General features: G+C 70.2%; 24 protein-coding genes and 1 pseudogene. 8 read left to right on the top strand and 17 right to left on the bottom strand.

Annotated elements, in window-relative coordinates; all coding sequences use genetic code 11:
- Positions 1-32: 32 nt before the first annotated feature.
- The 5 genes from AB0I12_RS20765 to AB0I12_RS20745 all read right to left on the bottom strand — a co-directional run bounded on the left by AB0I12_RS20765 (position 33) and on the right by AB0I12_RS20745 (position 8,710).
- Entirely contained in the window at positions 33-2,015 is a 1,983-nt protein-coding gene (locus AB0I12_RS20765; protein ID WP_359931985.1) for a kinetoplast-associated-like protein, read from the bottom strand.
- A gap of 491 nt (positions 2,016-2,506) precedes the next feature.
- Positions 2,507-5,056 carry an ATP-dependent Clp protease ATP-binding subunit gene (locus AB0I12_RS20760; RefSeq protein ID WP_359931982.1) on the bottom strand — a complete coding sequence of 850 codons (2,550 nt, stop codon included), beginning with the start codon at positions 5,054-5,056 and terminating at the stop codon, positions 2,507-2,509.
- A gap of 340 nt (positions 5,057-5,396) precedes the next feature.
- Positions 5,397-5,726 (bottom strand): Lsr2 family protein, encoded by a 330-nt coding sequence (locus tag AB0I12_RS20755; protein ID WP_355694755.1) that lies wholly within the window; start codon positions 5,724-5,726, stop codon positions 5,397-5,399.
- Between the two features lie 229 nt (positions 5,727-5,955).
- Positions 5,956-7,476 carry a lysine--tRNA ligase gene (gene lysS / locus AB0I12_RS20750; protein ID WP_359931979.1) on the bottom strand — a complete coding sequence of 507 codons (1,521 nt, stop codon included), beginning with the start codon at positions 7,474-7,476 and terminating at the stop codon, positions 5,956-5,958.
- Between the two features lie 10 nt (positions 7,477-7,486).
- Entirely contained in the window at positions 7,487-8,710 is a 1,224-nt protein-coding gene (locus tag AB0I12_RS20745; RefSeq protein WP_359931976.1) for an MFS transporter, read from the bottom strand.
- Positions 8,711-8,768: 58 nt separating this feature from the next.
- Here AB0I12_RS20745 and AB0I12_RS20740 point away from each other — a divergent pair, with 58 nt between their 5' ends.
- The 4 genes from AB0I12_RS20740 to AB0I12_RS20725 all read left to right on the top strand — a co-directional run bounded on the left by AB0I12_RS20740 (position 8,769) and on the right by AB0I12_RS20725 (position 11,491).
- Positions 8,769-9,338, top strand: a complete 570-nt coding sequence (locus AB0I12_RS20740; RefSeq protein WP_359931973.1) for a winged helix-turn-helix domain-containing protein — start codon at positions 8,769-8,771, stop codon at positions 9,336-9,338.
- A gap of 71 nt (positions 9,339-9,409) precedes the next feature.
- Positions 9,410-9,856 carry an NfeD family protein gene (locus AB0I12_RS20735; RefSeq protein ID WP_359931971.1) on the top strand — a complete coding sequence of 149 codons (447 nt, stop codon included), beginning with the start codon at positions 9,410-9,412 and terminating at the stop codon, positions 9,854-9,856.
- Positions 9,844-10,776: an SPFH domain-containing protein gene (locus tag AB0I12_RS20730; protein WP_359931968.1), complete on the top strand. Its 933-nt coding sequence runs from the start codon at positions 9,844-9,846 to the stop codon at positions 10,774-10,776. The genes AB0I12_RS20735 and AB0I12_RS20730 overlap by 13 nt, the downstream gene beginning before the upstream one ends.
- A gap of 46 nt (positions 10,777-10,822) precedes the next feature.
- Entirely contained in the window at positions 10,823-11,491 is a 669-nt protein-coding gene (locus tag AB0I12_RS20725; protein WP_359931965.1) for a DedA family protein, read from the top strand.
- Here the strand turns inward: AB0I12_RS20725 and AB0I12_RS20720 are convergent.
- The gene (locus tag AB0I12_RS20720) at positions 11,477-12,784 is read right to left on the bottom strand and encodes a hypothetical protein (RefSeq protein WP_359931962.1); all 1,308 of its coding nucleotides are present in this window, start codon (positions 12,782-12,784) and stop codon (positions 11,477-11,479) included. The genes AB0I12_RS20725 and AB0I12_RS20720 overlap by 15 nt on opposite strands.
- 282 nt (positions 12,785-13,066) lie before the next feature.
- Here AB0I12_RS20720 and AB0I12_RS20715 point away from each other — a divergent pair, with 282 nt between their 5' ends.
- The gene (locus AB0I12_RS20715) at positions 13,067-13,627 is read left to right on the top strand and encodes a carboxymuconolactone decarboxylase family protein (protein WP_359931959.1); all 561 of its coding nucleotides are present in this window, start codon (positions 13,067-13,069) and stop codon (positions 13,625-13,627) included.
- Here the strand turns inward: AB0I12_RS20715 and AB0I12_RS20710 are convergent.
- The 7 genes from AB0I12_RS20710 to AB0I12_RS20680 form a co-directional block, all read right to left on the bottom strand.
- A complete protein-coding gene (locus tag AB0I12_RS20710) occupies positions 13,615-15,051 on the bottom strand; it encodes a multicopper oxidase family protein (protein ID WP_359931956.1) in 1,437 nt (478 codons plus the stop codon). The genes AB0I12_RS20715 and AB0I12_RS20710 overlap by 13 nt on opposite strands.
- A gap of 29 nt (positions 15,052-15,080) precedes the next feature.
- Positions 15,081-15,527: a DUF6220 domain-containing protein gene (locus AB0I12_RS20705; RefSeq protein ID WP_359931953.1), complete on the bottom strand. Its 447-nt coding sequence runs from the start codon at positions 15,525-15,527 to the stop codon at positions 15,081-15,083.
- 77 nt (positions 15,528-15,604) lie between these two features.
- The gene (locus tag AB0I12_RS20700) at positions 15,605-16,369 is read right to left on the bottom strand and encodes a type III pantothenate kinase (protein WP_359931950.1); all 765 of its coding nucleotides are present in this window, start codon (positions 16,367-16,369) and stop codon (positions 15,605-15,607) included.
- A complete protein-coding gene (nadC, locus tag AB0I12_RS20695) occupies positions 16,369-17,223 on the bottom strand; it encodes a carboxylating nicotinate-nucleotide diphosphorylase (protein WP_359931947.1) in 855 nt (284 codons plus the stop codon). The genes AB0I12_RS20700 and nadC overlap by 1 nt, the downstream gene beginning before the upstream one ends.
- Entirely contained in the window at positions 17,216-18,883 is a 1,668-nt protein-coding gene (locus tag AB0I12_RS20690; RefSeq protein ID WP_359931944.1) for an L-aspartate oxidase, read from the bottom strand. The genes nadC and AB0I12_RS20690 overlap by 8 nt, the downstream gene beginning before the upstream one ends.
- 141 nt (positions 18,884-19,024) lie before the next feature.
- The gene (panC, locus tag AB0I12_RS20685; RefSeq protein WP_355481933.1) at positions 19,025-19,852 is read right to left on the bottom strand and encodes a pantoate--beta-alanine ligase; all 828 of its coding nucleotides are present in this window, start codon (positions 19,850-19,852) and stop codon (positions 19,025-19,027) included.
- Positions 19,849-20,724 carry a Rossmann-like and DUF2520 domain-containing protein gene (locus AB0I12_RS20680; RefSeq protein ID WP_359931940.1) on the bottom strand — a complete coding sequence of 292 codons (876 nt, stop codon included), beginning with the start codon at positions 20,722-20,724 and terminating at the stop codon, positions 19,849-19,851. The genes panC and AB0I12_RS20680 overlap by 4 nt, the downstream gene beginning before the upstream one ends.
- Before the next feature lie 82 nt (positions 20,725-20,806).
- Between AB0I12_RS20680 and AB0I12_RS20675 the strand changes: the two genes are divergently transcribed.
- Positions 20,807-21,364, top strand: coding sequence for a 2'-5' RNA ligase family protein (locus AB0I12_RS20675; RefSeq protein WP_359931937.1), 558 nt, complete (start codon positions 20,807-20,809; stop codon positions 21,362-21,364).
- Positions 21,364-22,245, top strand: a complete 882-nt coding sequence (locus AB0I12_RS20670; RefSeq protein ID WP_359931935.1) for an SAM-dependent methyltransferase — start codon at positions 21,364-21,366, stop codon at positions 22,243-22,245. The genes AB0I12_RS20675 and AB0I12_RS20670 overlap by 1 nt, the downstream gene beginning before the upstream one ends.
- Positions 22,246-22,262: 17 nt before the next feature.
- Here AB0I12_RS20670 and AB0I12_RS20665 read toward each other — a convergent pair.
- Together AB0I12_RS20665 and AB0I12_RS20660 are read right to left on the bottom strand one after the other, a co-directional pair.
- Positions 22,263-23,516: pseudogene (locus tag AB0I12_RS20665) on the bottom strand (PH domain-containing protein); the annotation flags it as partial.
- The gene (locus AB0I12_RS20660; protein ID WP_359931932.1) at positions 23,513-24,001 is read right to left on the bottom strand and encodes a PH domain-containing protein; all 489 of its coding nucleotides are present in this window, start codon (positions 23,999-24,001) and stop codon (positions 23,513-23,515) included. The pseudogene AB0I12_RS20665 and the gene AB0I12_RS20660, both read right to left, overlap by 4 nt.
- A 26-nt stretch (positions 24,002-24,027) precedes the next feature.
- Between AB0I12_RS20660 and AB0I12_RS20655 the strand changes: the two genes are divergently transcribed.
- The gene (locus tag AB0I12_RS20655) at positions 24,028-25,227 is read left to right on the top strand and encodes an NADH-quinone oxidoreductase subunit D (protein ID WP_359931929.1); all 1,200 of its coding nucleotides are present in this window, start codon (positions 24,028-24,030) and stop codon (positions 25,225-25,227) included.
- A gap of 4 nt (positions 25,228-25,231) precedes the next feature.
- On the opposite strand, the gene AB0I12_RS20650 is transcribed toward AB0I12_RS20655, so the two are convergent.
- Both AB0I12_RS20650 and AB0I12_RS20645 read right to left on the bottom strand, forming a co-directional pair.
- Positions 25,232-25,927 carry an NAD(P)-binding domain-containing protein gene (locus AB0I12_RS20650; RefSeq protein ID WP_359931927.1) on the bottom strand — a complete coding sequence of 232 codons (696 nt, stop codon included), beginning with the start codon at positions 25,925-25,927 and terminating at the stop codon, positions 25,232-25,234.
- Between the two features lie 6 nt (positions 25,928-25,933).
- Complete coding sequence (locus AB0I12_RS20645) at positions 25,934-26,719, bottom strand: inositol monophosphatase family protein (protein WP_359931924.1); 786 nt, start codon at positions 26,717-26,719, stop codon at positions 25,934-25,936.
- Positions 26,720-26,752: the final 33 nt, after the last annotated feature.

The raw sequence follows: 26,752 nt of genomic DNA, 5'->3' as shown, positions 1-26,752 counted from the left end.
TTGTCACTGACAAGGATCTGACTGTCACGTCCTCATCCTGATTCCCCCGTGGAACCCTCACTGGAAGACATTCCACCACCTGGGCGGAACCCCGGTACAGCGAGTGCCTCGATCACACCCGAAAGCTGGGTGAGCTCCTTGGTGATCTCATCACGGCGCTGGTTCAGCGCCGCGACCCTCGCCTCGGCGTCGGCGAGAAGTTTTCGGGCCTGCGCACGCAGCGTGTCGGCGTGCTCGCGGGCCTGGGCCTCGAGCTGCTGGGCCTCGGCGCGGGACTTGCGGATCAGCTCGTGCGACTGGCGCTGCGCCGCGGACAGGTCGTTGGCGGCGCGCTCCCGCAGGACCTGGGTGCTCGCCTCCGCCTCGGCCTCGCGGCGGTTCGCCCGCTCGATGATCTCCCGCGCGTCCTGCGCGGCGGACGTCCGCAGCCGGTCCGCCCGGGCCTGCGCCTGGGAAGTGACCTTCTCGGCCTCCTGCTTGGCCGAGGCCAGCGTCGACTCGGCCTGCTCGCCGGCCGAGTACAGCGTGGTCTCGGCGAGCTGGGTCAGCTCGGCGTTCTCCCGCGCGATCGCTTCCTGGGTCTGCTTGAGCCGGCTGGTCGACCGGCCGACCACGCGCCGCAGGTGCGCGCGCTTCTGCTTCAGGTACTTGTCCGCGTCGGCGGCGGCCTGCGCGCGGATCGACTGCGCCTCGGACTCCGCGGCGGCGATCAGGTCGTCGACGGTCTTCCGGCTCCACAGCGTCTGCTTCTCGGCCTCGGCCAGCGCCGCCTCGGCCGCCTTGTTCGCCTCCTCGACGATCCGGTGCGCCTCGGCCGCGGCCGTCCGGCGGTCCGCCTCGATCGAGTCCACGACGAGCTTGGCCTGGGCCCGGGCGTCGGCCATCAGCCGCTCGTTGCCGGCCTCGGTCTCGGCCTTGCGCTCGGCGATCTCCGCGACCGCCTCGGCCCGCAGCTTGTCGATCTCCAGCGAGATCGCGGCCAACTTGGCCCGCTCGGTCTCCTCCAGCTCCGCCGTCCGGCGTTCCAGCTCGGTGCGGTTCTCGCCGCGCAGCCGCTCGATCTCGGCATGGGCCTCGGCGATCTCGATGCGGGACCGCTCGCGAGCCGTCTCGACCTCGCGCTCGACCGCGGCCCGCAGCTCGCTCGCCTCGGTCTCGGCCCGGGCGATCAGATCGGCCTCGTTGCGGACGGCGGCCTGGGACACCAGAGCGGCCTGCTCACCGGCGTCGGCGACCAGTTGCTGCGCCTCCCGACCGGCCCGGTCGACCATCGCCTGCGCCGACTCGCGGGCCAGCTGGGCCTCTTCGAGCAGCTCGTCGGCCTCCTCCCGCAGCCGGGCGGCCTCGCTCTCGGCGGCCGCGAGCCGCCGGTCCACCGCCGCCTGGGACTCGACCCGCAGCTTCTCGGCGGCCGCCTCGCTCTCGGCGCGCAGCCGGTCGGCCGCCTGCTCCGAGTCGGCGCGGCGCCGGGCCACCTCGTCGGCGACCGACGCCCGGAGCTGCTCGGCGGCGGACTCCGACTCGACCTTCAACCGCTCCGCGATCGCGGCCGCCTCGCGGCGCACCCGCTCGGCCTCGGCGGTCGCCTCAGAGGTCAGCTTCTCGGCCGCGGCGGCGGCATCCCGCCGGACCCGCTCGGCGTCGGCGGTGGACTCGGCGCGGAGCCGGTCCGCGGCTTCCTCGGCCTCGGAGCGGACCCGCTCGGCTTCGGCGGTGGACTCGGCACGGAGTTGCTCGGCGGCCCGCTCGGCGTCGTTCAGGACGCGCTGGGCGGCCGTCATCGCGTCGGTCCGGAGCTTCTTCGCGGCGGCCTCGGCGTCGGCCTTCAGCCGCTCGGTCTCGGTGCGGGTCCGGCTCGCCTCGTCGCGGGCGAGATCGTTCTCGTGCTCGGCCTGCTCGCGGAGTGTGTCGGCGATCCGCTGGGCCCGCTCGAGCACCCCGCCCGCCTGCCGCACGCCAAAGGAACCGGTGTCGGCGACCGGTTCCTGGGTCAGCGGCAGACGCGGCGCGTCCATGCGACGAGATGATTCCATTCCCGGCCCCCTTTCCGACAGTCCGGGTCCGAACAGCGTGCTCACAGGGTTAACAACGCGGTAGACAGGCGGTAGGTAACTGCTTCATCAGCAGTCGCGCGATCTTCCCATCGAACCGAAGGCAGACGGAAGCCATCTGGGCACCGAAATGATCACGCTCCGCAGGACGATACGACCAATCAGTAGCATCCACGCAACTCAGGCGTGTCTTCCGTACGCCGGACCCCACCGCAGTACTCCACCACCGCTCCGCCCCCACTCACCCCCGCCCCGCCCCGCGCTCGCCGAGTCGTGGCAATCGGCGACCCCCCGCGCCGCCGAGTCGTGAATATTGGCTGCTCCGGACAGCCGATATCCACGACTCGGTGCCACACCCCCGAGCCATTCGCCACGCCTCGGCGAGCGGGTGTGGACGTGCGAGACGCTCGGGCGGGGGTGCCGTCCGAGCGTCTCGTGTGGTGGTCGGTGTGGGGTTAGGTGTCCTGGAGGCCGGTGCTGCCGGTGGAGCCGCCGGTGGTCAGGTCGGTGAGCTCCAGGTCGGACGTCGAGGACTTCTGGTTACCGGTGAAGGTGAAGTACTCGGTCAGGCCGTCGTCGTTGACCGTGCCTTCCGGCGCGGCGTCGACGAGCACGATCTGGCCGGGACGCAGGTCCCCGAACAGGATCTTCTCGGCCAGCACGTCCTCCACGTCGCGCTGCAGTGCGCGGCGCAGCGGGCGGGCACCCAGGACCGGGTCGAAGCCGCGCTTCGCGACGAGTTCCTTCGCCGCCGGCGTGAGCTCGATGCCCATGTCCTTGTCCTTCAGGCGCTGCTCGATCTGCGCCACCATCAGGTCCACGATCCGGACGATGTCGTCCATCGTGTGCTGGTGGAAGACGACGATCTCGTCCACGCGGTTCAGGAACTCCGGCCGGAAGTGCTGCTTCAGCTCCTCGGTGACCTTCGCCTTCATCTTCTCGTACGAACCCGCGACGTCGTTCGCCTGGGAGAAGCCGAGGGAGACCGACTTCGCGATGTCCTTCGTGCCCAGGTTCGTGGTCATGATGATCACGGTGTTCTTGAAGTCGACCACGCGGCCCTGGGCGTCGGTCAGACGACCCTCGTCCAGGATCTGCAGCAGCGAGTTGAAGATGTCCGGGTGGGCCTTCTCGACCTCGTCGAACAGCACCACGCTGAACGGCTTGCGGCGCACCTTCTCGGTGAGCTGGCCGCCCTCTTCGTAGCCGACGTACCCAGGAGGCGAACCGAACAGCCGGGAGGCCGTGTGCTTCTCCGAGTACTCCGACATGTCGAGGCTGATCAGCGCGTTCTCGTCGCCGAACAGGAACTCGGTCAGCGCCTTCGACAGCTCGGTCTTACCGACACCGGACGGGCCGGCGAAGATGAACGAGCCGCTCGGGCGACGCGGGTCCTTCAGGCCGGCGCGAGTCCGCCGGATCGAGCGGGACAGCGCCTTGACCGCGTCTTCCTGGCCGATGTAGCGCTTGTGCAGCTCCTTCTCCATGTCCAGCAGCCGCGAGGACTCCTCCTCGGTCAGCTTGAACACCGGGATGCCGGTCGCGGTGCTGAGCACCTCGGCGATCAGCTCCTCGTCGACCTCGGCGACGACGTCCATGTCGCCGGCCTTCCACTGCTTCTCACGCTCGGACTTCGCGTTGATCAGCTTCTTCTCGTCGTCGCGCAGCCGCGCGGCGCGCTCGAAGTCCTGCGCGTCGATCGCCGATTCCTTCTCCCGGCGCACGGTCGCGATCTTCTCGTCGAACTCGCGCAGGTCCGGCGGCGCGGTCATCCGGCGGATCCGGAGCCGGGCGCCGGCCTCGTCGATCAGGTCGATCGCCTTGTCCGGCAGGAACCGGTCCGAGATGTACCGGTCGGCCATCTGCGCGGCGTTCACCAGCGCGGCGTCGGTGATCGTCACCCGGTGGTGCGCCTCGTACCGGTCGCGGAGGCCCTTGAGGATCTCGATCGTGTGCGCGATCGAGGGCTCGGCCACCTGGATCGGCTGGAAACGGCGCTCCAGCGCGGCGTCCTTCTCGACGTACTTGCGGTACTCGTCGAGGGTGGTGGCGCCGATGGTCTGCAGCTCACCGCGGGCCAGCATCGGCTTCAGGATGCTCGCCGCGTCGATCGCGCCCTCGGCCGCACCGGCCCCGACGAGGGTGTGGATCTCGTCGATGAACAGCACGATGTCGCCGCGGGTGCGGATCTCCTTCAGCACCTTCTTCAGGCGCTCCTCGAAATCGCCGCGGTAGCGCGAACCGGCCACCAGGGCGCCCAGGTCGAGGGAGTAGATCTGCTTGTCCTTCAGCGTCTCCGGGACATCACCGCGGACGATCTGCTGGGCCAGACCCTCCACGATGGCGGTCTTGCCGACGCCCGGCTCACCGATCAGGACAGGGTTGTTCTTGGTCCGCCGGGACAGCACCTGCATGACCCGCTCGATCTCGGTCTCGCGCCCGATCACCGGGTCGAGCTTCGCCTCACGAGCGGACTGGGTGTAGTTCCGGCCGAACTGGTCGAGCACCAGGGAGCTGCTGGGCGCGCCCTCGGTGGGCGCACCGCCGGCGGCGGTGGTCTCCTTGCCCTGGTATCCGCTCAGCAGCTGGATGACCTGCTGCCGGACCTTGTTCAGGTCCGCACCGAGCTTGACCAGGACCTGCGCGGCGACACCCTCACCCTCGCGGATGAGGCCGAGCAGGATGTGCTCGGTGCCGATGTAGTTGTGGCCCAACTGCAGGGCCTCACGCAGGGAGAGCTCCAGCACCTTCTTGGCGCGGGGGGTGAACGGGATGTGCCCGCTCGGTGCCTGCTGCCCCTGGCCGATGATCTCCTCGACCTGGGAACGAACGGCCTCGAGCGAGATACCCAGGCTCTCGAGAGCCTTGGCGGCGACACCCTCACCCTCGTGGATCAGGCCGAGCAGGATGTGCTCGGTCCCGATGTAGTTGTGGCTGAGCATCCTGGCCTCTTCCTGTGCCAGGACGACTACCCGACGGGCGCGGTCCGTAAATCGTTCAAACATCGCCAAAGCGCTCCTTGCCTCAGAGGAGTCGGACGTGCCGTGGTGGCCGACCCCCGTACATGCATGCTAGTCCCCGGTGCCGACAGGCTCGCTCTCGGCGAACACCCGATCACGCGTCCATCGGCCTCAGGTCGGCATCACAAGGGAACAACCGCACTGATCACCAGCGTGTTCCCGGTTCACCGTGATCCGACAGCTTGTTCGCCACCAGCGAATTCCGCCGAACTACCTGCCGACTCAGCAATCGCATCCGACACGCCGTGTCCCACTCTGTGAAACAACCGGAATGCGGACGGTCCCGGCACCCGAAGCGGGTGCCGGGACCGGCGGCAGCTGGAAATTACTTGGCTTCGTTGTACGCCGCGCGCACCTCGGCCGAGATCCGGCCGCGCTCGCTGACCTCGTAGCCGTTCTCCTTCGCCCAGGCCCGGATGTCCGCGGAGTCCGAGGCCGACCGGCCACGGCCCCGCGCCCGGCCGGTCGCGCCGCGGCGGCCGGCCACCCGGCGGCCGGAGCCGACATACGCGGCGAGGGCGTCGCGCAGTTTGGCGGCATTCTTCTTGGACAGGTCGATCTCGTACGTCGTTCCATCCAGCCCGAAGGTCACGGTCTCGTCGGCCTTACCGCCGTCGAGATCGTCCTCGAGAACCACCTGCACCCTTTGCGCCATCGATGACAACCTTTCCGCGCCCGCCATCGGGCACAATCCCCCTGCCGAATTGTTAGCACCTGATTTGTACCGCACAAACCAGGCACTTGTCATTCATCGACGCTGCGCATCCTCGGTTACCTTGAGTATTCGCCCGGTTCGAACCGGCCCGTCCGGAATGAATTCGGACCCTGGATTTGCGAAGGCCGTCCGTTGTGCTACGCAACGACCTGCACGGGGATTGCCGGAATCACTCCGGACGGAGCAACGGGAACAGAATCGTCTCCCGGATACCCGTCCCGGTGAGCAACATCACCAAGCGGTCCAGGCCCATCCCCATCCCGCCGGCCGGCGGCATCCCGAATTCCATCGCGCGCAGGAAGTCCTCGTCGAGATCCATCGCCTCCGGGTCGCCCGCGGCGGCCAGCAACGACTGCTCCACCAGGCGATCGCGCTGGATCACCGGGTCGTTCAGCTCCGAGTACGCGACCCCGAGCTCGACGCCGTTGAAGAACAGGTCCCAGGCCTCGACCAGCCCCGGAATTTCCCGGTGCGGCTTCGCCAGCGGCCGTGCCGACTCCGGATAGTCGCGGACAAAGGTGGGCTGGATCAGCGTGTGCTCGCAGAGCTTCTCGAACAAGTCGACGGCGATCTCGCCGGCATTCCGGCCCGGCTGCAGCTCGACGTCGTGCTGCTCGGCCAACTTCGTCAGACTCGCCAGGTCGGTGCTCGCGTCGACACTCTCCCCGACCGCTTCCGAGAGCAGCCCGAAAAGCGTCGCGTGCTGGAACGGCTGCTCGATGTCGATGACCGATCCGTCGCGCCCGGTGACCGTCGTCCGGCCGATCGCGCGGCCGGCGTTCCGGATCAGCTCCTGGATCAGCTCGGCCATCGTGTCGTAATCGCCGTACGCCTGGTACGCCTCGATCATCGAGAATTCCGCCGAGTGCGTGGAGTCCAGCCCCTCGTTGCGGAACGTCCGGCCGATCTCGTAGACCCGGTCGACGCCGCCGATCATCGCCCGCTTGAGATCGAGCTCGAGCGCGATCCGCAGCTTCATCTCCTGGTCGAAGGCGTTCAGGTGGGTCGAGAACGGCCGGGCCGCGGCGCCGCCGTTGGTCAGCTGCAGCACCGGCGTCTCGACCTCGACGAAGCCGCGCTCGTCGTACGTCGCCCGCAGCGCCTTCAGGACGGCCGCCTTCGCGCGGACCATCTCGCGCGCCTCGGGCCGCACGATCAGGTCGACGTACCGCATCCGGACACGGGCCTCTTCGCTGAGCGGCTTGTGCTCGTTCGGCAGCGGGCGGAGCGTCTTCGCGGCCATTTGCCACGTGGTCGCCTGCACGGACAACTCACCGCGCCGGCTGGTGATCACCTCGCCCTGGACCGACAGCAGGTCGCCGATGTCGACGAGCTGCTTGAACCGGGCCAGCTCCTCCTCGCCCAGGTCGGCCAGCGACAGCATCACCTGCAGCTCGGTCCCGTCACCCTCGCGGAGCCGGACGAAGCAGAGCTTGCCGGTGTTGCGCAGGAAGATCACCCGGCCGGCCACCGAGACCTGCTCACCGGTCCGCGTGTCGGGCTCCAGGTCCTGCGCGTCGTACTTGGCCCGCAGGTCCTTCAGCAGGTGCGTCCGCGGCACCGAGATCGGGTACGGCGGCACTCCTTCCGCCAGCAGCCGGTCACGCTTCTCCCGGCGGACCCGCATCTGCTCGGGCAGGTCGTCCTGCCCGCTGTCGGGGTTCACCGGGTCCACGTGTGCGTCAGTCATGCCCCAAAGGCTAGTGACTGACCGCCTCCAGCTCCGAATCCTTTGTTCCGGCCGTGCTCCGGGCGACGAGGGCGCCGACCACCGCGGCGGCCGCCGCGCACGCCAGTCCACAGGTGACGAACGTGCCTCGCGGACCGAGCACCGCACCTGCCAGACCGCCCAGCAGCATCGCGAGAATGCTGAACGACCGGACCGTGCCGTTCAGGGCCGCGATCACCCGGCCGCGGACCGTCTCCGCGGACCTGGTCACCACGAGCGCGCTGGCGGCCGCGTTCAGCAGCCCGCTGCCGACGCCGATCGCGGTGGCGCCGATCATCAGCGTGACGAGGTTCCCGGCCAGCCCCATCAGCACACTCGACCCGCCGATGGCCGCCATCCCCACGACGACTCCGGCGGCCCTGGACCGGTCACCGTTCAGCCGGCCGCTGTACCAGGCGCCGAGGATCGCCCCGGCGCCGGTCGCCGCGCCCGCCGCGCCGTACAGGGACGGCCCGAGACCGAGTTCGCCGGTGATCAGGAAGACCTCCACGACGTTGACCGCCTCGCCGGCGACCACGAACAGCCAGATCGCCGGCACGAGAACGCGCAGCAGGTCGTCACCGAAGATCGCGCGCAGGCCGGCCGACACCCCGCCGCCCTCGTCGGCGCTGCCAGGCTCCGGCCGCCGACGGGTCTGGACCAGTTGCGCGACGAGCACCAGGACCAGGAAGGTCCCGGCGTCGACGAGCAGGGCGCCACGGGTCCCGGCCCAGCCCACCAGCACACCACCGGCCGCCGAACCCGCCAGCATCGCGACCCCGATCAGGGCCTGACTCGTTCCGGTGGCGGGACCGACGAGATCCTCGCCGACGATCCGCGGGATCAGCGCCCCCCAGGCGGGCCCGGCGACAGCTTGGCCGACCTGCAGCACACAGACCAGCGCCAGCGTGTGGACCAGGTCGTGCACGAGGGCCAGCCCGACCCCGGCCACCACTTGCAGCAGCCCTGACCAGACCAGAACCTTCCGCGAGTCGAAGCCGTCCACGATCCGCCCGGCGAACGGGATCATCGCGACGGTCGGCACGGCGAACGCGAGCAGCAGGGCGGTGATCGCGGCCGGGCCGTGACCTTCGGAGACGCGCAGCATCAGCGCGATCAGCGCGATGGAGTCACCCGCGAACGACAGCGCGCGGGCGGGCAGTACGAGCCGGATGTCCCGGTGCGACCAGATCGAGGTCTGAAGTATTTGCTTCATAGTTATGAAGTTAATGCTTCACGTTTTCATCCGTCAAGGGGTTCGCTACGCTGACGTCGTGGCCAAGCAGAAGCCCGCGGTGGTGATCACCGATCCGCACGCGATCCGCGCCCTGGCGCACCCGGCGCGGCAGCGGGTCATCGACGAGCTCTACAACGGCCAGGTGCTGACCGCGACCGAGTGCGCCGAGATCGCCGGGCTGACGCCGTCGGCGATGAGCTACCACCTCCGCGCGCTGGAGAAGTGGGGCATCATCGAGCGCGCCGAAGAGACCGCCGACGGCCGCGAGCGGCCGTGGCGGGCCCGGGCGGCGAGCCTGCGGATCGACTCGCAGAGCGGCGGCGCCGGGCGACTGGCGGGCCAGGCGATCATGCGCACCGCCGTGGACGGGGTCCTCGAGCAGTTCGCGGAGATGGCCGAGGACGATCCGTGGGACGACGTCAGCTCGCTGAGCCGCTCCCGGTTGTGGCTGACCCACGAGGAAGCCCAGCGGTTCGGCAAGGAACTCAACGACCTGGTCGACCGGTACAAGGAGAACCGGACGCAGACCGATCGTCCGGCCGGTGCGCGCCAGGTCAGCTCGCTGATCGCCGTCGTACCGATCGGGAAGGCCCCGAAGGGCGACTGAACCGTTAGCTGCCTCCGGGCGTATCCAGGAGTACCTTCGAAGCAGAGGGTTGTCTCCGCCGGGTGGTCGTCATGCAGTCCTGGGTCCTGTGGTTGATCGTCGCCGCCGTCCTCGGCTCGGCCGAGTTGATGACAGCGACCTTCGACCTGCTCCTGCTCGCGATCGCCGCGCTCGCCGCGGCCGGGATCGGCGCGCTCGGACTCGGCATCGGCTTCCAGGTGCTGGCGTTCACCGTCACCGCCGCCGCGATGGTCACGCTGGTCCGCCCGATCGCGCGCCGGCACCTGACCGGTCACCCGAAGCTGCGCACCGGCGTCGCCGCGCTGATCGGCCGGGAGGCCGTCGTGCTCGCCGCCTGCGACCGGGACGCCGGGCGGGTCCGGATCGGCGGCGAGGAGTGGAGCGCACGCTCCTACGACCCGCACCTGCACATCCCCGCGGGCACCCGGGTCGACGTCTTCGCGATCGAGGGGGCCACCGCCCTCGTGCATCCCCAGGAGGAACCATGGCCGAACTGATCATCGGACTGGTCGCCGCACTGCTCGCCGTCGTCCTGGTCCTGCGGACGGTACGGATCGTGCCGCAGGCCCGGGCCAGCAACGTCGAGCGCCTCGGCCGGTACCTGCGCACGCTCGAACCCGGGCTGAACATCGTGATCCCGTTCGTCGACCGCCCCCGGCATCTGATCGACCTGCGCGAGCAGGTGGTCTCGTTCGAGCCGCGGTCGGTGATCACCGAGGACAACCTGGTCGTCCACATCGACACGGTGCTGTACTTCCAGGTGACCGATCCGCGCGCGGCGGCGTACGAGATCTTCGACTACATCCAGGCGATCGAGCAGCTCACCGTGACCACGTTGCGCAACGTCATCGGTTCGCTGGACCTGGAGAAGGTGCTGACGTCGCGCGAGCACATCAACTCGACACTGCGCGGCGTCCTCGACGAGGCGTCCGGCAAGTGGGGCATCCGGGTGAACCGGGTCGAGCTGAAGGGCATCGAGCCGCCGGCGTCGATCAAGGAGTCGATGGAGAAGCAGATGCGGGCTGAGCGCGAGAAGCGGGCTGCGATCCTGGCCGCCGAAGGCCAGCGGCAGTCCAAGATCCTCACCGCGGAGGGCGAGCGGCAGGCCGCGATCCTGCGCGCAGAGGGGCAGGCGAAGGCGATCGACACGGTGTTCGAGGCGATCCACCGCAACGACCCGGACCCGAAGCTGCTCGCGTACCAGTACCTGCAGATGCTCCCCGAGCTCGCCAAGGGGCCCGGCAACACGTTCTGGGTGATCCCCTCCGAGGTCACGACCGCACTGCAGAACGTCACCAAGGCGTTCAACGGCGAGGTCCCCACGGTGGCGCCGCAGGTGCCGCCCCAGGTGCCGCCTCAGGTGCCGTCCGAGGTGCCGTCGGACAACGGCCACAACCCTGAAATCTCCCGGGGATAGTTGCCCGGTCACCAAATCGGTTGTCCCACGATGTCACTATGGGTGCATGGGGGAACCTCTGCTGATCGCGCAGGCGATCGCCATTCCGTCCGGGGTGGCCGTCCTGGCGTACCTGGTGGTCGGACTTGTCATCGGCGTGGAGAGCATGGGGGTGCCGCTGCCCGGTGAGACCACGCTGATCGCCGCCGCGCTGCTCGCGTCGCAGCAGCACCATCTGAAGATCGAGTTCGTGATCCTGGCTGCGGCGGTGGGCGCGATCGTCGGCGACTCGATCGGCTACTTCATCGGCCGCAAGGCCGGCCGCCGGCTGTTCGAACGGCTCGGCCGCCGCTTCCACCACTTCTCCGAGGACCGGATCGTGCGGGCCGAGAAGTACTTCCACAAGTACGGCGTCTGGACGGTGTTCTTCGGCCGCTTCGTCGCCCTGCTGCGGATCTTCGCGGGCCCGATGGCCGGCATGCTGCGGATGCACTACCCGCGGTTCCTGGCCGCGAACGCCGCCGGCGGCATCGCCTGGGCGACCACGATCGGCGTCGTCGCGTACAAGATCGGCGACAACGCCGACCGGATCTTCGGCCGGGTGTCGGTCGCCGCGCTGATCGCGGTCGGCGTCGCGGTGGTCGTGCTGTACGTCGTCCGCAAGGTCCGCAAGCGCCGCCGGGAGCAGACCGAGGCGCTCGACGTCGCCCCGGCGGTCGAGTCAGCGGACGTGTAGCGCCAGCTGCGGCGTGGTGGTCCCGTCCATCGGCCGGCCGAACATCATCGCGCCGGGGATCACGAACCGGTAGACGAAGTCGCCCGGCTGCGCCGCCTTGAACGCCAGCGCCGCCTGGCCGCGGCGCATCGGCAGCGCCTTGGAGTCCACCCACCGCCGGGTCTGGCGGTTCCACGCCTGCAGCATCACGGTCGTGTTCATGGCCGGCTTCACCGCCACCGACACGGTCACCATCGAGCCGCGCGCGACCGCGGTGTCGCCGCCGGCGAAACCGGCCGACGCGACCCGGACGACGCTCTTCGTGTACGCCGGCCTGCTGGTCGACGTCCCGGTCAGCATCCCGCCCTTGACGTACTCCGGAACGATGATCTTGTACGGGCGGCTGCCGCCGGTCGGTACCGCGATGTCGTAGTACCCGCCGCCCGTCGTCGACCCGCGCGCGGCCGGCGTCCACCGGGCACCGGGCGCGACCTGGGTCAGCACCACGACCGGCACGCCGGCCGGCGTCGCGCGCTTGCTCGTGCACGGCGACTCGAGGTCGCAGCCGACCTGGTGCAGGATGACCCGCCCGCGGATCCGGATCGGCACACTGAACTGGGCCAGCGCCGGGACGGCCGCGTTGATCGAACTGGTCAGCCCGAGCACCTGCCCGCCGGCCCGGGTGCTCCACTCGTTCTGGGTGCGCAGCTGGAAGACGTACGGCGGTTTGACGCTCTTGACCACCTGCCGGTTCGCGGTCGTCGCCGGGCCGATCACCTTGAGCATCTGGCCGGGCCGCCCGATCATCGGCACGTACCGCTGGGTCTTGTTGCCCTTCACGTCCAGCGGATCGTTCGGGGTGAAGTCCTGCGGCGCGGCCGGCACCGACCACCTGACCAGGATCCCGCGGCCCTGCGGCGCCACCGCGGCCGCGGTCGGCAGCACCGGCCCGTCGGTGTCGAACACCGGCGACCTGGTCAGATCGCTGGTCACCCCGCCCTGGGACGTGCCGGTCGCCACGGCGATCTTGTAGTTCCCGTCCGGCGGAAACGCCGAGGTCGGGATCTCCCACCGGTTCGGATCGCCGGCCGGGATGTACTTCACGTACGACGGGCTCTCGCTGAGCACGCCCTCGATCGTGATCCGGTTCGGCTGGGCGGTGTCCTTCCAGGTCACCACCACCGCCGGCCGCCCGTTCGGCGCCCACGCGACGGCGACGTCGGTCGGCGCCGGGTCCGAGGCGCAAGCCGTCAGCGAGACGGCCCCGGCCACCATCGCCAGCGCCACGGCGAGCACCCGCCGCATTCCGCCCATCCCTCGTCTCCTCACGACCGACCGGGTGAACCATACCCAGTCCCAGGTGCCCTTTCCCCAGGACCGTTGCCGGATCGGTACCCCCCATTTACCGTGAGGTAGAGGTCGGGCGGCGAGCTGGCGCCGTCGCGAGCGTCGTCCCGCGGAGTGCTGGGCAAGGCGGAGGAGGGAGACGGGACGGAGTCCCTTCGACCGACGACAACGCCGCCCAGTGCCCGCGGGGCGGCGCGCAGCAGGCGTCAGCTCGCCGCCCGACCTCTAAGCCACTGAGGGGGAACCACGATGGCATTCATCGAGACGCCGAGCGATCCGGAGCTGTTCGAGGCGAACCGGGCGCCGGCGGGGCACGTGCCCAACTACGTCCACGCGTTCGCGGCGCGGCCCGCGGTCTACGAGGCCTGGAAACAGCTCAACGGCGCGATCAAGGAGTCCATGGACCTGCGCCGCTACGAGCTCGCCACGCTGGCCGCCGCGACCGCGCTGAAGTCGAGCTACTGCAGCCTCGCGCACGGGCAGGTGCTGGCCGACAAGTTCTACACCGCCGAGGAAGTCGTGGCGCTGGTGGAGGAGCCTCCGAACGACCCGGTCGACCGCGCGGTGATGGCGTTCGCGCGGAAGGTCGCGCTCGCCGCCGACACGGTCACGCAGGCCGATGTCGACGAGCTGCGGACGCTCGGCCTGTCGGACGCAGACGTGCTCGACGTCGTCCTGGCCGCCGCGGCGCGGTCCTTCTTCTCCAAGACCCTCGACGCCACCGGCACCCAGCCGGACTCGGCGTTCAACGGCCTGCCCGACACTCTGCGTGCGGCGCTGACGGTCGGCCGCCCGATCTACTCGGGCTGATTGTCCGGCGCGCCGCCGAGGTGGTACCCGGTCGTGACACCGGCGTACATCAGGTGCGTCACCAGGCCTTGCGCGGCGTGCGGGAGGTTGTGGCAGTGGTCCATCCAGATCCCCGGGTTGTCGGCCACGAAGGCGACCTCGTAGGTCTCCTTGTCCTCGACGTTGAGGGAGTCCGTCCACCACGGACTCCCGGTCGCGCGCACCCCGTCACGGCTCAGGACGACGACGTGATGGCCGTGCAGGTGCATCGGATGGACCTGACCGGAGGTGTTCGCGATCGTCATCCGGACCACGTCGCCCTCGCTGACCACGAACATCGGCACGTCCGGGAACTGGTGCCCGTTGATCGTCCACCACAGCCCGGGCTTGCCGTCGAAGAACCCGATCCGCCGGCCGATGCCGTACCGGAACGAGCGGGTGGCCTGCGCCGGATCGAACCCGAGCGGTCGCGGCGATCCGTAGCTCAGCAGGTCGACCCGCTCGCGCGGCTCGGTCCCGGTCGGTGCGTCGCCCTCCCCGATCACCAGCGTAGTCGGTCCTCCGCCGAGGCCGATCCGGACCGCCTTCGCCGTCGGCACCTCGAGGTCGATCCGGCCGCCCGCGGTGACGAGCACCGACTTCCCGCTCACCTCGGTCGGTCCGTTCACGTCGGTCCCGTCGACCGCGACCACCTTGTACGGCGCGCCGTCGACCCAGACCGCCAGCGGCCCGTTGTCTGTGTTGATCAGCCGGACGCGTGCGATCGGGCCCGGCGCCTGCACCCGCCGTTCGCCGTACTCGCCGTTGACCGTGCGGACCTTGTCGTAGGTGTGGACCGCGGCGACCACGTCCGTCGGCGTCGGCTGTACGACCAGGACGCCGTACAGGCCCTTCCGCACCTGCTCGTGCGACACCTGGTGCGAGTGGTACCAGTACGTGCCGGCGTCCTTCGCGACGAAGCGGTACACGAACGACTGGCCGGGTCCGACGGCGTCCTGCGTGACACCCGCGACACCGTCCTCGGCGTTCGGTACGTCGACACCGTGCCAGTGCAAGGTGATGCCGTCGGCAACGTTCTCGTTGCGCAGCGTGACCTGCACCAGATCGCCGTGTTTCGCGACGATCCGGGGACCGGGCGATGTGTGGTTCAGCGTGTACCCGTCCGTGGACCCGCGACCTGGGATGTCGAAGCGCTCCTGGCGCGCCACCAGATCCACGACGACGTCGGGCTTGTGGTCCACGGGACCCGTCAGCTGACGAACGTCCGTGCCGTGATGGTCGTGCGCGGTCGCCGGCCCGCCACCGTAGTCGGCGTACCCCATCGCCATCGGCGAGAGGTCGTTCGGGACCAGGCTCCGCTGCCAGAAGAACCCGAGCGGCGCGAGCACGACGATCGTCGCGACGATCGCGATCAGCGCACGACGAGGCGGCCGCCGCAGGGTCACGGCCGCCGCCCGTCAGTTGCCAACGGCATCTACGGCGTGGTCTCGGTGGTCGTGGCCGGAGCCTCGGCGGCCACCGGGCCGGGTCCGGCCGCGCGCCGCGAGGCCAGCCCCGCGACCGCGAGCAGGGCGAACGCGTTCAGCCCGTGCAGCGCTCCGATCACCGGTGCGCCGAAGGAGGCGGCGGCCAGCCCGAACTGCAACGCGACCAGGCCGAAGACGTAGAGCGCCCACCGGACGCCGCCGTCGACCTTCGCGAAGAACGAGACGATCAGCAACAGGATCGCGAGCAACGGGATCACCGCGCTGCCGACGATGGTGTGGATCATGTGCCCCGCGTTGGCGTCGGAGTCCTTCGTGAACACCAAGCCGTCGTCGACGTCCTTGATGACCGTGAACCACGCGAGGGCGATCGCCATCGCCTGGACCACCACACCGATCGCCACGAGCCCGGCCAAGACACGGTAAACAGACCTCATACTTCCCCCATCCCCCTGAACTCACCCTGGGCTCATAGTGAGCCAGGTCACGTCAAGGGCACAAGAGGTTGTCGGGGTCAGCCGTGGTTGCGGGCGAAGGCCTGATACAGGCCGCGCAGGGTCAGCAACGGTTCGTCGCGGACCGGCGTCCCGAGCTGGCCGGCGAGCAGCGGCGCGAGCGCACCGGTGAGGACGACCGGGAGGTCTTCGTCGAGAGACTGCTCGGTCCGGATCCGCGCGACCATGCCGTCGACCAGCGCGGCGAAACCGTGGATCGCACCGGACTGCAGGGCCTCCACGGTGTTCTTCGCGACCACCGAGCGCGGCCGGACCAGCTCGACGCGGCGCAACTGCGCGGCCGCCTCGCCGAGCGCGTCGGTCGCGGTTTCGATGCCCGGGGCAATCACTCCGCCGACGAAAGCGCCGGCCGGGTTGACCACGTCGATCGTGATCGCCGTACCGACGTCGACGACCAGGCAGGGCGCGCCGTACAGCGTCACCGCCGCCAGCGCGTTCGCGATCCGGTCCGTGCCGACCTCGCGCGGGTTGTCCACCAGCACCGGCAGCCCGGTCTTCACGCCGGGCTCGACGACGACGCTCGGCACCCCCTGGTAGTAGCGCGCCACGACGTCGCGTAGTTCGTGCAACACGTGCGGTACGGCGGAGGACACGGCGATCCCGGACACCGGCAACTCACCCGTGAGCAGGCCCTGCAGCAGCACGGCCCACTCGTCCGCCGTCCGCCGCGGATCGGTCCCGACCCACCAGTGCCGCTTGACCGTGCCCTCGAACACCAGGCCGACCAGCGTCCTGGTGTTCTCGACGGCCACGGCCAGCAACATCAGGACTCCTTCAGGTCCAGCGCGATGTCGAGCACCGGGGCGGAGTGCGTCAGCGCGCCGATCGCGAGATAGTCGACGCCGGTCCCGGCGACCGCGCGCGCCTTGTCCAGCGTCAGCCCGCCGGAGGCCTCGAGCTTCGACCGGCCGGCCACCTTCTCGACCACCTCCCGCAGCAGCGGGACGTCCATGTTGTCCAGCAGGATCAGCTCGGCGCCGGACTCGACCGCGATCAGGGCGTCCTCCACCGAGTCCACCTCGACCTCGATCGAGATCTCCGGGTACGCCTTGCGCACCAACCGGAACGCCTCCGCAACGCCGCCGGCCGCGATCACGTGGTTGTCCTTGATCAGCGCGGCGTCGGACAGGCCCATCCGGTGGTTCTTCCCGCCGCCGCAGCGGACGGCGTACTTCTCCAGGGACCGCAGCAGCGGCATCGTCTTGCGGGTGTCGCGGATCACCGCGCCGGTGCCGTCGACCTCGTCCACCCAGCGCCGGGTCAGCGTCGCGACGCCGCTCAGGTGGCAGAGCAGGTTCAGCGTGGTGCGCTCGGCGGTGAGCAGCTGCCGGGTCTTGCCACGCACCGTCATCAGCGCGTCACCGCGCCGTACCGAGGCGCCGTCGCGGACCGTGAACTCGAGCTCGATCTCGTCCGGCGCGGCGACCTGGCGCAGCACCAGCTCCGCGATCTCCAGACCGGCCACCACACCGTCGGCACGGGCGACCAGCTCGGCGACCGAGACCTGATCCGGGTCGACCGTGGCGGTGGTCGTCACGTCGACGCCTCCGGCCAGGTCCTCCTCGATGGTGGCCCGCACGAGGTCACCGACCCACTGGCGGTCGACTGTCTCATCCATGCCGGTCATTCTCCTCGGATTCGCGCGGAACAAACGTGGTCCGCGGCACAGCCTGCTCGGCCACCGCCGGCAGGGTCAGGTCCAGGCTTCCGGACCAGTGCAGATCATCGCGGTCCGGGTGGTCCTCCCGCCAGTGCGCGCCGCGGCTTTCTTCGCGCGCGGTCGCGGCGGCGATCAGGGCGGAGGCGACCGTCACCAGGTTCGTCGCCTCCCAGCCCGGGGTCCCGGGCTCGCCGGCCGGCTGCTCGATCAGCTTGCCGATCACCGCACCTGCCTCGGAGAGGCCGGCCGCGCTCCGGATCACGCCGGCGCCGACGGTCATCGCCCGCTGCACCTCAGGGACGGCGTCCGCGTCGACGAGCCCCGCCGTACGGCGGTCCACGACCGGCTCGCGCCGCGCGGGCAGGCCGTCGGCGAGGTGCGCGGCGATCCGGCGGGCGAAGACGAGCCCTTCGAGCAACGAGTTCGAGGCCAGCCGGTTGGCGCCGTGGACGCCGGTGCACGCGACCTCACCGCACGCGTACAGGCCGGGCACCGAGGTCCGGCCGTTCAGGTCGGTCCACACGCCGCCGGACGAGTAGTGGCAGGCGGGCGCGACCGGGATCAGTTCGCGGACCGGGTCGATACCGTGCGACCGGCAGGACGCGAGGATGGTCGGGAACCGCACCCGCCACTTCTCGTCGCCGAAGTGCCGGGCGTCCAGGTACACATGGTCCTTGCCGGTGGCAAGCATCTGGCGCATGATCGCCTTCGCCACGATGTCGCGCGGCGCGAGGTCGGCGAGCTCGTGCCGGCCCTGCATGAACCGCTTGCCGGCGTGGTCGACGAGGAACGCACCTTCACCGCGGACCGCCTCGGACACCAACGGCTGCTGGCCTTTCGCGCTCTTGCCCAGCCAGAGCACGGTCGGGTGGAACTGCACGAACTCCAGGTCCCGCACCTTCGCGCCGGCCCGCAGCGCGAGTGCCATGCCGTCGCCGGTGGACACGCTCGGATTGGTCGTTGCCGCGTACAACTGCCCGAGTCCGCCGGACGCGAGGATCACCACTCTGGTCCGGATCGCGCCGACACCGTCGAGCTGGCCTTCGCCCATCACGTGCAACGTGACGCCGGCGATCGCGCCGTCGGCCGCGGTCAGCAGGTCGAGGACGAGGGCGTGCTCGATCAGCCGGATGTCCTTGGCGCGCTTGACCGCGGCGACCAGGGCGCGCTCGATCTCGGCGCCGGTCGCGTCGCCGCCGGCGTGCGCGATCCGGTTGCGGTGGTGGCCGCCCTCACGGCCGAGCGAGATCTCGCCGTCGGCCATCGTGTCGAAGCGCGCGCCCAGCTCGATCAGGTCGCGGACGGCGTCCGGGCCCTCGGTGACGAGCACCCGGACGGCCTCCGGGTCGCTCAACCCGGCGCCCGCCACGAGCGTGTCCTGCAGGTGCTCCTCGGGCGAGTCCTCCGGGTGGAGGGCGGCGGCGATGCCGCCCTGCGCCCACTGCGTGGAGCCGGAGGCGACGACGTCCTTCGTCACCACCAGCACGGAGCCCAGCTCGCGAGCCTTGAGCGCGGCGGTCAGTCCGGCGACCCCGGACCCGATCACCACCACGTCGACGGTGTCCGTCCAGCCAGGTTCGGGCGCGGCGAGCCGTTGCGGGACTGCGGGTCCGGTCACGGGGCCTCCCGCCCTGGACTGAGGAGCGCAGGGAGCGAAGCGACCGGAGCGACGAGGGAAGGGCGGGAGTTACAGCCCCGTGACCCGCCGCGCCGGAGGCGTGGCATCAGCACAGTCATTCAGGGACCGTATCAACCGATTTCATCTGAGGGTGATGGAAATGTTGTCGATGAGACGGGTCAGGCCGACGCGGGCGGCGATCAGCATCCGGGCCTCGCCGGGGCCGATCACCGGGCCGAGATCGGGGGCCCGCAGCGCGAGATAGTCGATCTTCACCGACGGCACCGCCTCGAGCTCGGCCTGTGCGGCGGCCATCACCGCGTCCGGCCCGTTCATCCCGGCCTTCGCGCCGGCGCTCAGTGCCCGGTACAGCACCAGGGCCTCGTCACGCTCGGTCTCACTCAGGTACCGGTTGCGTGAGGACAGGGCGAGACCGTCCGCCTCCCGCACGGTCGGCACCGGCACGATGTCCACGTCCATGTCGAGGTCGCAGACCATCTCGCGGATCAGCGTCAGCTGCTGGTAGTCCTTCTCGCCGAACAGCGCCAGGTCCGGTGCCGTGAGGTGCAGCAGCTTCGACACCACGGTCAGTACACCGGAGAAATGACCGGGCCGGAACACGCCTTCCAGCTCGTCCGCCAACGGACCGGGGTGCACGGTGATCGACGGCTCGTTCGGGTACAGCTCGTCGCGGGACGGGTTGAAGACAAGGTCGACGCCCTCGTTCTTCGCGATCGCCAGGTCGCTGGCCAGCGTCCGCGGGTACCGGTCGAAGTCCTCGGTCGGCCCGAACTGCAACGGGTTCACGAAGATCGTCAGGACCACGCTGCCGTCCGGTCCGACCCGTTCGCGCGCCTCGGCCAGCAACGCGGCATGGCCGTCGTGCAGAGCCCCCATGGTCATCACGACCGCGCGCGGCCGGATCGCGGCTGCCGCCCGCAGCTCGGCCTTGGTCTGGGTGAGTCTCATCGAGGTGCCTCCCCTGTCGGATCTGCCTGGTGCCCGTCCAGTACCTCGGTCAATCGGCGGACTGTCTCCGCGTCCAGCCGGCCGTCCGCCGCGGCCAGCTCGGCCGTCGCGCGGGCCAGCTCGGCGTACGTGCTCGCGATCCTGCGCTGCGTGCTGCTCCCCGTACTGCCTCGCAGTGCTTCCAGATGTGCTGCCACCGTGTCGGCATCGCCCCGGGCGATCGGCCCGGTGAGCGCATGATGACCGGATCGCAGCGTGTTGTCGAGGGTTGCGACCAGCAGCGGGCGCAGTGTCGCCGCCGGATCCGACACGCCCGCCTCCCGCAGTACGGCGACCGCCTGCGTGACCAGCGTGGTCAGGTGGTTCGCGCCGTGGACGAGACCCGCGTGGTACCGCGCACGCTGCTCGTCGGCGACCCACTGCACCTGCGCGCCCAGCGCCTTTACCAGTCGCTCGACGAGCGACCGGGCGGCGTCCGGGGCGGTCGCGGTGAACATGACGCCGTCCAGCTGCACCGGGCCGCCCGGAAAGGTCATCGAGGGGTGCAGCGCGACCGGTGTCGCGGCGAGGCCCGCCAGCGGGGCCAGACCGTGCGCCCCGGACAGATGAACGACGTACTGCGCGCTGGTCAGCGGCAGTGTCTGCGCCACGTCGCGGATCAGGTCGTCCGGTACGGCGACCAGGACGACGTCCGCGCTCCTGGTGACCTCGTCAGGGGTCAGCACGGGCACAGCGGGCAGAAGGCGGGCGGCGCGTTCCCGGGACGCGTCCGACCGCGCGGTGACTCCGACCAACCGATGTCCGGCTGCCGCCATGGCTGCTCCCAGGGCGGTCCCGGCCCGGCCGGCTCCGATCAAGCCGATCCGTTCCATCACTCACTCTCTTCTCGTTCCAGTCCCGCGGCGGGGTACCAGACGATCTACTTGTCAGAGTAGGTGATGAGAGCATTGCGCAGTGAGTGATGCATGGGCAGCTGGCACCGAATTGACGGCGATTCTGATCACAGTCCCGGAGCTCGCGGCGGCCACGGACCGCTGGCGCTCGGTGTCCCGGTCGACGGCGCGCCCGCAGGTCCCGCTGACCGAGCTCATCCCGCCGCACGTGACGGTGCTGGTGCCGTGGGTCGCCGAGCCCACCGACACCGACGTGGACCGGCTCCGGTCGGCCGTGGCGGCCGTCGAACCGTTCGAGCTCAGCTTCCCGACGGCCGGCCAGTTCCCGAACGGTACGGCGTGGCTGCGCCCGGAGCCGTTCGACACGGTGCGCTCGATCCTGCTGTCCGTGGTCGCCGCGTTCCCCGAGTGCCCGCCGTACGGCGGTGAGTTCCCGGACCCGCATCCGCACCTGACGATCTCGTCGTCCGCCCAGGGCGGCCCGGCCGTGGTCGCCGAGGCGAACGCCGCGCTGGCCGCGGCCCCGGCGCCGACCGTGCAGCTGACGGAGCTGGGGCTGTGGCGGGAGGACGCTGCCGGTGTGTGGGGCCAGATCGGTGCCGTGCCGCTGGGTTCCTGATGACCGAGACGTACCGCGCGGCCTGGGAACGGGCGCTCTACGGACCTGACGGCTTCTACCGCCGGGAGCGCCCGTCCGCCCATTTCCGTACGTCGGTGCACGCGTCCGCGCTCTTCGGACAGGCGATCGCACGGCTGGCCCGTCAGCTGGAGGTCACCACTGTCGTCGACATCGGCGCCGGCTCCGGCGAACTGGGTCAGGTCCTGCGTGCCGAGGGCCTGAAGGTCCTCGACATCGAGCTCGACGACGCGCTGCCCGACCGCCTGCACGGCCTGGTGGTCGCGAACGAGTGGCTCGACAACGTCCCGTGCGAGGTCGTCGAGTGGGACGACGAGGGCCTTCCCCGCTATCTCCTCGCCGACCTGACCCCAGGACCGGTTGTAGAAGGCAACGATCTCCGCTGGCTCGAGACGTGGTGGCCAGGCGAGCCTGGTGATCGGGCCGAGGTCGGAGTCCCTCGCGATCAGTCCTGGGCCGACGTGGTCAGTCGCCTCACTGCGGGAAGTCTCGCGATCGCCATCGACTACGGGCACGTCAAGGCGTCCAGACCGCCGTACGGGACCCTGACCGGCTTCCGCGACGGACGGGAATGCGACCCGGCACCCGACGGGACCTGCGACATCACCGCGCACGTGGCGCTCGACTCGCTCGGCGGCACCATCCTGAGCCAGCGCGACGCCCTGCGTGCGCTGGGTGTCAGCGGGGCCCGCCCGAGCCTGGAGCTCGCTCAGACGGACGCCAGTCGCTACCTGTCCGAGCTGTCGTCAGCAGGTGAGGCGGCCGAGTTGCTCGACCCGTCTGGACTCGGCGGGTTCGGCTGGGTCTGGACCGCGGCGGACGCGGCCACCGTACGGCGTGCCTCGCGCGCCCTGTCCGCCTGAGCCTCCACAAGCGCCGCAGCCTCCACCTGATCGCGGTGGAGCGCCGTGGCGTCGGTCGGCCCCACTGGTGTGTCGACGTGAACGTTGGCGAGTCCCAGACGCCGCTGCAGCGGCCCCTGCTCCAGCCGGACCGACTGCGTCTTGTGGTGCAGCACGATCGACGTACGGCGGCTCACCCAGCCACGCGTGGTGACCATGACCTGCCCGTCGACGCCGTACGCCAAGAACCGCCAGCCGATCGGCCGCAGCCATTTTGCGCGCTCCGGAGCCGGGTGCATCTGGATGCGGCTCAGATCGAGGCCAGGCAGTACGCGGGCGAGTACATACGCCACCTCGGCGCGCTCACCCACCGGCAGCAACTGTGCGCCCTCGAGCAGGTCGTCGCCGTCCTCCCGCTGGCCGGCGACGCCGGCGATGTCCAGCTCGACGCGCGACCAGCCGAGCAACCGCCAGATCAGCGGCTCGGTGATCAGCAGGCCCTGCACCCGGCCAGGCGGAACGGTCTGCCGCTGGACGTCGAACAGGCCGCGCTTGGTCCGCAGTCCGTGGCTGGACTCCGACAGCGTGAACCCGTGGTTCCCCACGACCTGCTTCCAGATCGGCTGCACGACACCCAGCAACAACGGTAGACCGGCCCACAGACCGATGTGGAAGTCCAGCACCATCGTCGCGACGATCAGCCAGATCAGTGCACCGGCACTGGCGACGACCGTGGACGACAACAGCGTCGCACCGAGCAGGCGGCTCGTCGGAACGGTCAGCAGCGGCGGAGCCACCGCCTCGGCCTGCTGCTCGTGGGCCTGCTGCTCGGCGGCCTGCTCGCCCTTGGCCCGGACCAGCAGGATCGTGCGGAGCTGCTGCGCCTCCTCGTACCGGAAGAAGCTCAGCTTCCCATCGCTCTTGCCGCCGCCGGCCACATCCATCCGCAGCTCGGCCATGCCGAACAAGCGGGCGACGAACGGCTGCGCCACGTCGATCGCCTGGATCCGGTCGAAGCGGATGATCCGGGTCCGGCGGAACAGGAACCCGCTGTCGACCCGGATCGCCTCGGCGGTCAGCTGCCACTTGGTGAACCACCAGGACAGGGCACCGAGCAGGATGCCGCCGACGAGGACCGCCGCCAGGCCGATGCCCGCGATCGTCAGGTTGGTCCGCAGGCCCTCGTTGTTGACCAGCGCGAAGGCCGCGACGACGAAGTACCCCCAGCCCTTGACGAAGGGGGTGAGCGGGTGAAGCCGTTGTCCGACGACCTCGGCGGTCTGCTCGGTCACAGGCCCCACGCCTGCGCCTGGCCGAGGGCGGACAAGCGGTCACGCAGCCGGCCGGCCTCGTCCGGGTGCAGCCCGGGGATCTTCGCGTCGGTCGCCGGCGTCGCCGTGTGCAGCTCCACGGTGGCCATCCCGTACGCACGCTCCAGCGGCCCGGCGGTGACGTCCACGAACTGCATCCGGCCGTACGGTACGACGACCAGCTCGCGGAACATCACCCCGTGGCTGACCAGCAGCTCGTCCTCGCGTTCGGCGTACCTCCAGGACCGCTGGTTGCGGCCGATCAGCACCCACGACCAGCCGAGGGCCAGCACGATCACCACGACCGCGAGCAGGCCGTACTGCCAGCCCACCGTCAGTCCGAGCGCAAGCAGCGCCGCGATCGCGGTCAGCCCGGCGACGATCGCCGCGTTCAGCCGCCGCAGCGTGGCCAGCTTCGGCGAGACCGGCGTCCAGCTGACATCCGAGGGTGCGAAGAGGTCGTCCACAGGTAAAGCCTGTCACGATAGTGGTCATGAGTACGGAAAGAGTCGTGGGAGTCGGAGCGGGAGCCGCCGGATTCGACCCTGCTTACGAGCGGGGCGGGACCGGGAGCGGTTCGGAGCTGGCCACCACCGACATGGTGCTCAACATCGGGCCCCAGCACCCGGCGACGCACGGCGTGCTGCGCCTGCGGCTGACCCTCGACGGTGAGCGGATCGTCGGCTGCGAACCGATCATCGGCTACATGCACCGCGGCGCGGAGAAGCTGTTCGAGGTCCGCGACTACCGGCAGATCATCGTCCTGGCGAACCGGCACGACTGGCTGTCGGCGTTCGCGAACGAGCTCGGCGTGGTGCACGCGGTCGAGCGGATGATGGGCCTCGAAGTTCCCGTCCGGGCCGTCTGGCTGCGGACCCTGCTGGCCGAGCTGAACCGGATCCTGAACCACCTGATGTTCCTCGGCTCGTACCCGCTGGAGCTCGGCGCGATCACGCCGGTGTTCTACGCGTTCCGCGAGCGGGAGACGATCCAGGCGGTGATGGAGGAGCTGTCCGGCGGCCGGATGCACTACATGTTCAACCGGGTCGGCGGCCTCAAGGAGGACCTGCCGTACGGCTGGCTCGGTCGCGCGGCCGCCGCCTCCGCCGCGGTCCGCACCCGGCTGCCCGACATCGAGGAGATCATCCTCGGCAACGAGATCTTCCGCGCCCGCACCGTCGGCGTCGGCAAGCTCTCCCCGGAACTGGTCGCGCAGTACGGCGTCTCCGGCCCCATCGCCCGCGCCTCCGGCGTGGACGCCGACCTGCGCCGCGACGAGCCCTACCTGGCGTACGGCGAACTGCAGGACGTGCTGCGCGTCGTGACCCGCCCCGACGGCGACTGCTTCGCGCGCTTCGCCGTCCTGCTCGACCAGGTGAAGGTCTCGCTCGACCTGGTCGACGCCTGCCTCGACAAGCTGTCGACGCTGCCCGCCGGACCGGTCAACGTCCGGCTGCCGAAGATCCTGAAGGTCCCCGAGGGCCAGACGTACGCCTGGACCGAGAGCCCGCTCGGCATCAACGGCTACTATCTGGTCTCCCGCGGCGACAAGACCCCGTGGCGGCTGAAGCTCCGCTCGGCCAGCTTCAACAACATTTCCGCACTGCCGGCCCTGCTCCCCGGCACGATGATCCCCGACATGATCGCGATCCTCGGCAGCATGTTCTTCGTCGTCGGCGACATCGACAAGTAACGCGTCAGACGTCGCGCCGGGCCACCGGCGGGCGATGGGCGGCGGCGATCAACTGCACGAGCCGGGCCACCGGCAGCGGTTTCCCCGGATCGGGGTGCTGCTTCGCCTTGGACAGGTACGGCGTCACGTACGCGGCCGTCTCCGGCTCGAACCGCCAGCTCTCGCTCAGCGGACCGACGTCGACCACGTCGAACCCGAGCGTCCGGATCAGCTCCGTGGCCGCGGCCTTCGCGTCCGCGTCGTCGCCGGCGATCGGCAACGCGCTGCGATCCGGCGCGTCGGCGGGCCTGGCCAGTGTCACGATGTTCCGCGCGGCGATGTTGTTGAACGCCTTCACCGTGTGGGCTGCGGGCAACCGTTCCTGCAGGAGCTGTGCCGTTGTCACCACCTCGCGGTCGAGCCGGTCGATCCGGCCGTCACGCCGCGGGTAGTAGTTCATCGTGTCCAGCACGACCTTGCCCGCGAACGGCGCCACCGGCAGCTCGGCGTACCGTCCGAGCGGGATGCTCACCAGGACCCAGTCCCCCGCCCGCGCGGCCTCGTCGACGGTCCCGGCCCGGATGCCGAGGGTGCGGGCCTTGTCCGCCAGGCTCTCCGGGCCGCGCGAGTTCGCCATCACCACGTCGAGGCCCGCGCCGACGGCGAGCCACGCCACCACCGACCCGATGTTGCCGCTGCCGATGACCCCGAGCGTCGCCACGGTGCCTCACTGACCTCGCGGCGCGGCGAGCAGCTCCTGCAGCGGTTCGCGGATGCCGTCGGCGACCGCGAAGACGCCGCGGGACTCGGGCGAGTGGCCGGTGCGGTCGAGGTCCAGGACGGTGACGCCGGCCTCGCGGCAGATCGCCACGCCCGCCATCGTGTCCCAGGGCTTGTTGGAGAACATGATCAACGCGTCGAAGTACCCGTTCGCCGTCCAGGTCAGCGCGGTGGCCGCCGTACCGATCATCCGGAGGCGCTGCACGCGCGGGTACAGCCGCTGGGTGAGGGCGATCCGGTCGGCGTTCACCTGGTCCGCGTTCGGCCCGACGGCATAGTCGCCGACGGCAACCAATGCATCGGACAGGTCGGTGCACTCGCTGCCCCGGATCGGCTTCCCGTCGCGGGTCGCGCCCAATCCCTCGGCGGCCGCGTACGTCGTACCGAGCGCCGGGTGGTCGATCACGCCCGCGACGGCGCGGCCCTCGTGGATCAGGCCGAGCGAGATCGCCCACAGCGGTACGCCGTGGATGAAGTTCACCGTGCCGTCGACCGGGTCCAGCACCCAGCGCGTGCCGTCGGTGGCACCGCCCTCCTCCTCGCCCAGGACGCCGATCTCCGGCGTCTCCCGCTCGAGGAAGGCCCGCACCTCCCGCTCCACCGCGAAATCCACCTCGGAGGCCATGTCCCGGTCCCCCTTGACCGTCAGCTCTCCCGGCGCCATCCGCTCGGTCACCTCCCGCCCACGCTCGACGGCGGCTTGGGCAACCTTCAACAGCTTCGCAAGATCCACACCCACGAACTTACGCGACGTGCGCCTACGCAC

Source organism: Kribbella sp. NPDC050459 (assembly GCF_040655315.1).
Lineage (GTDB): Bacteria > Actinomycetota > Actinomycetes > Propionibacteriales > Kribbellaceae > Kribbella.
This window is presented reverse-complemented; position numbering and strand designations above follow the sequence as displayed.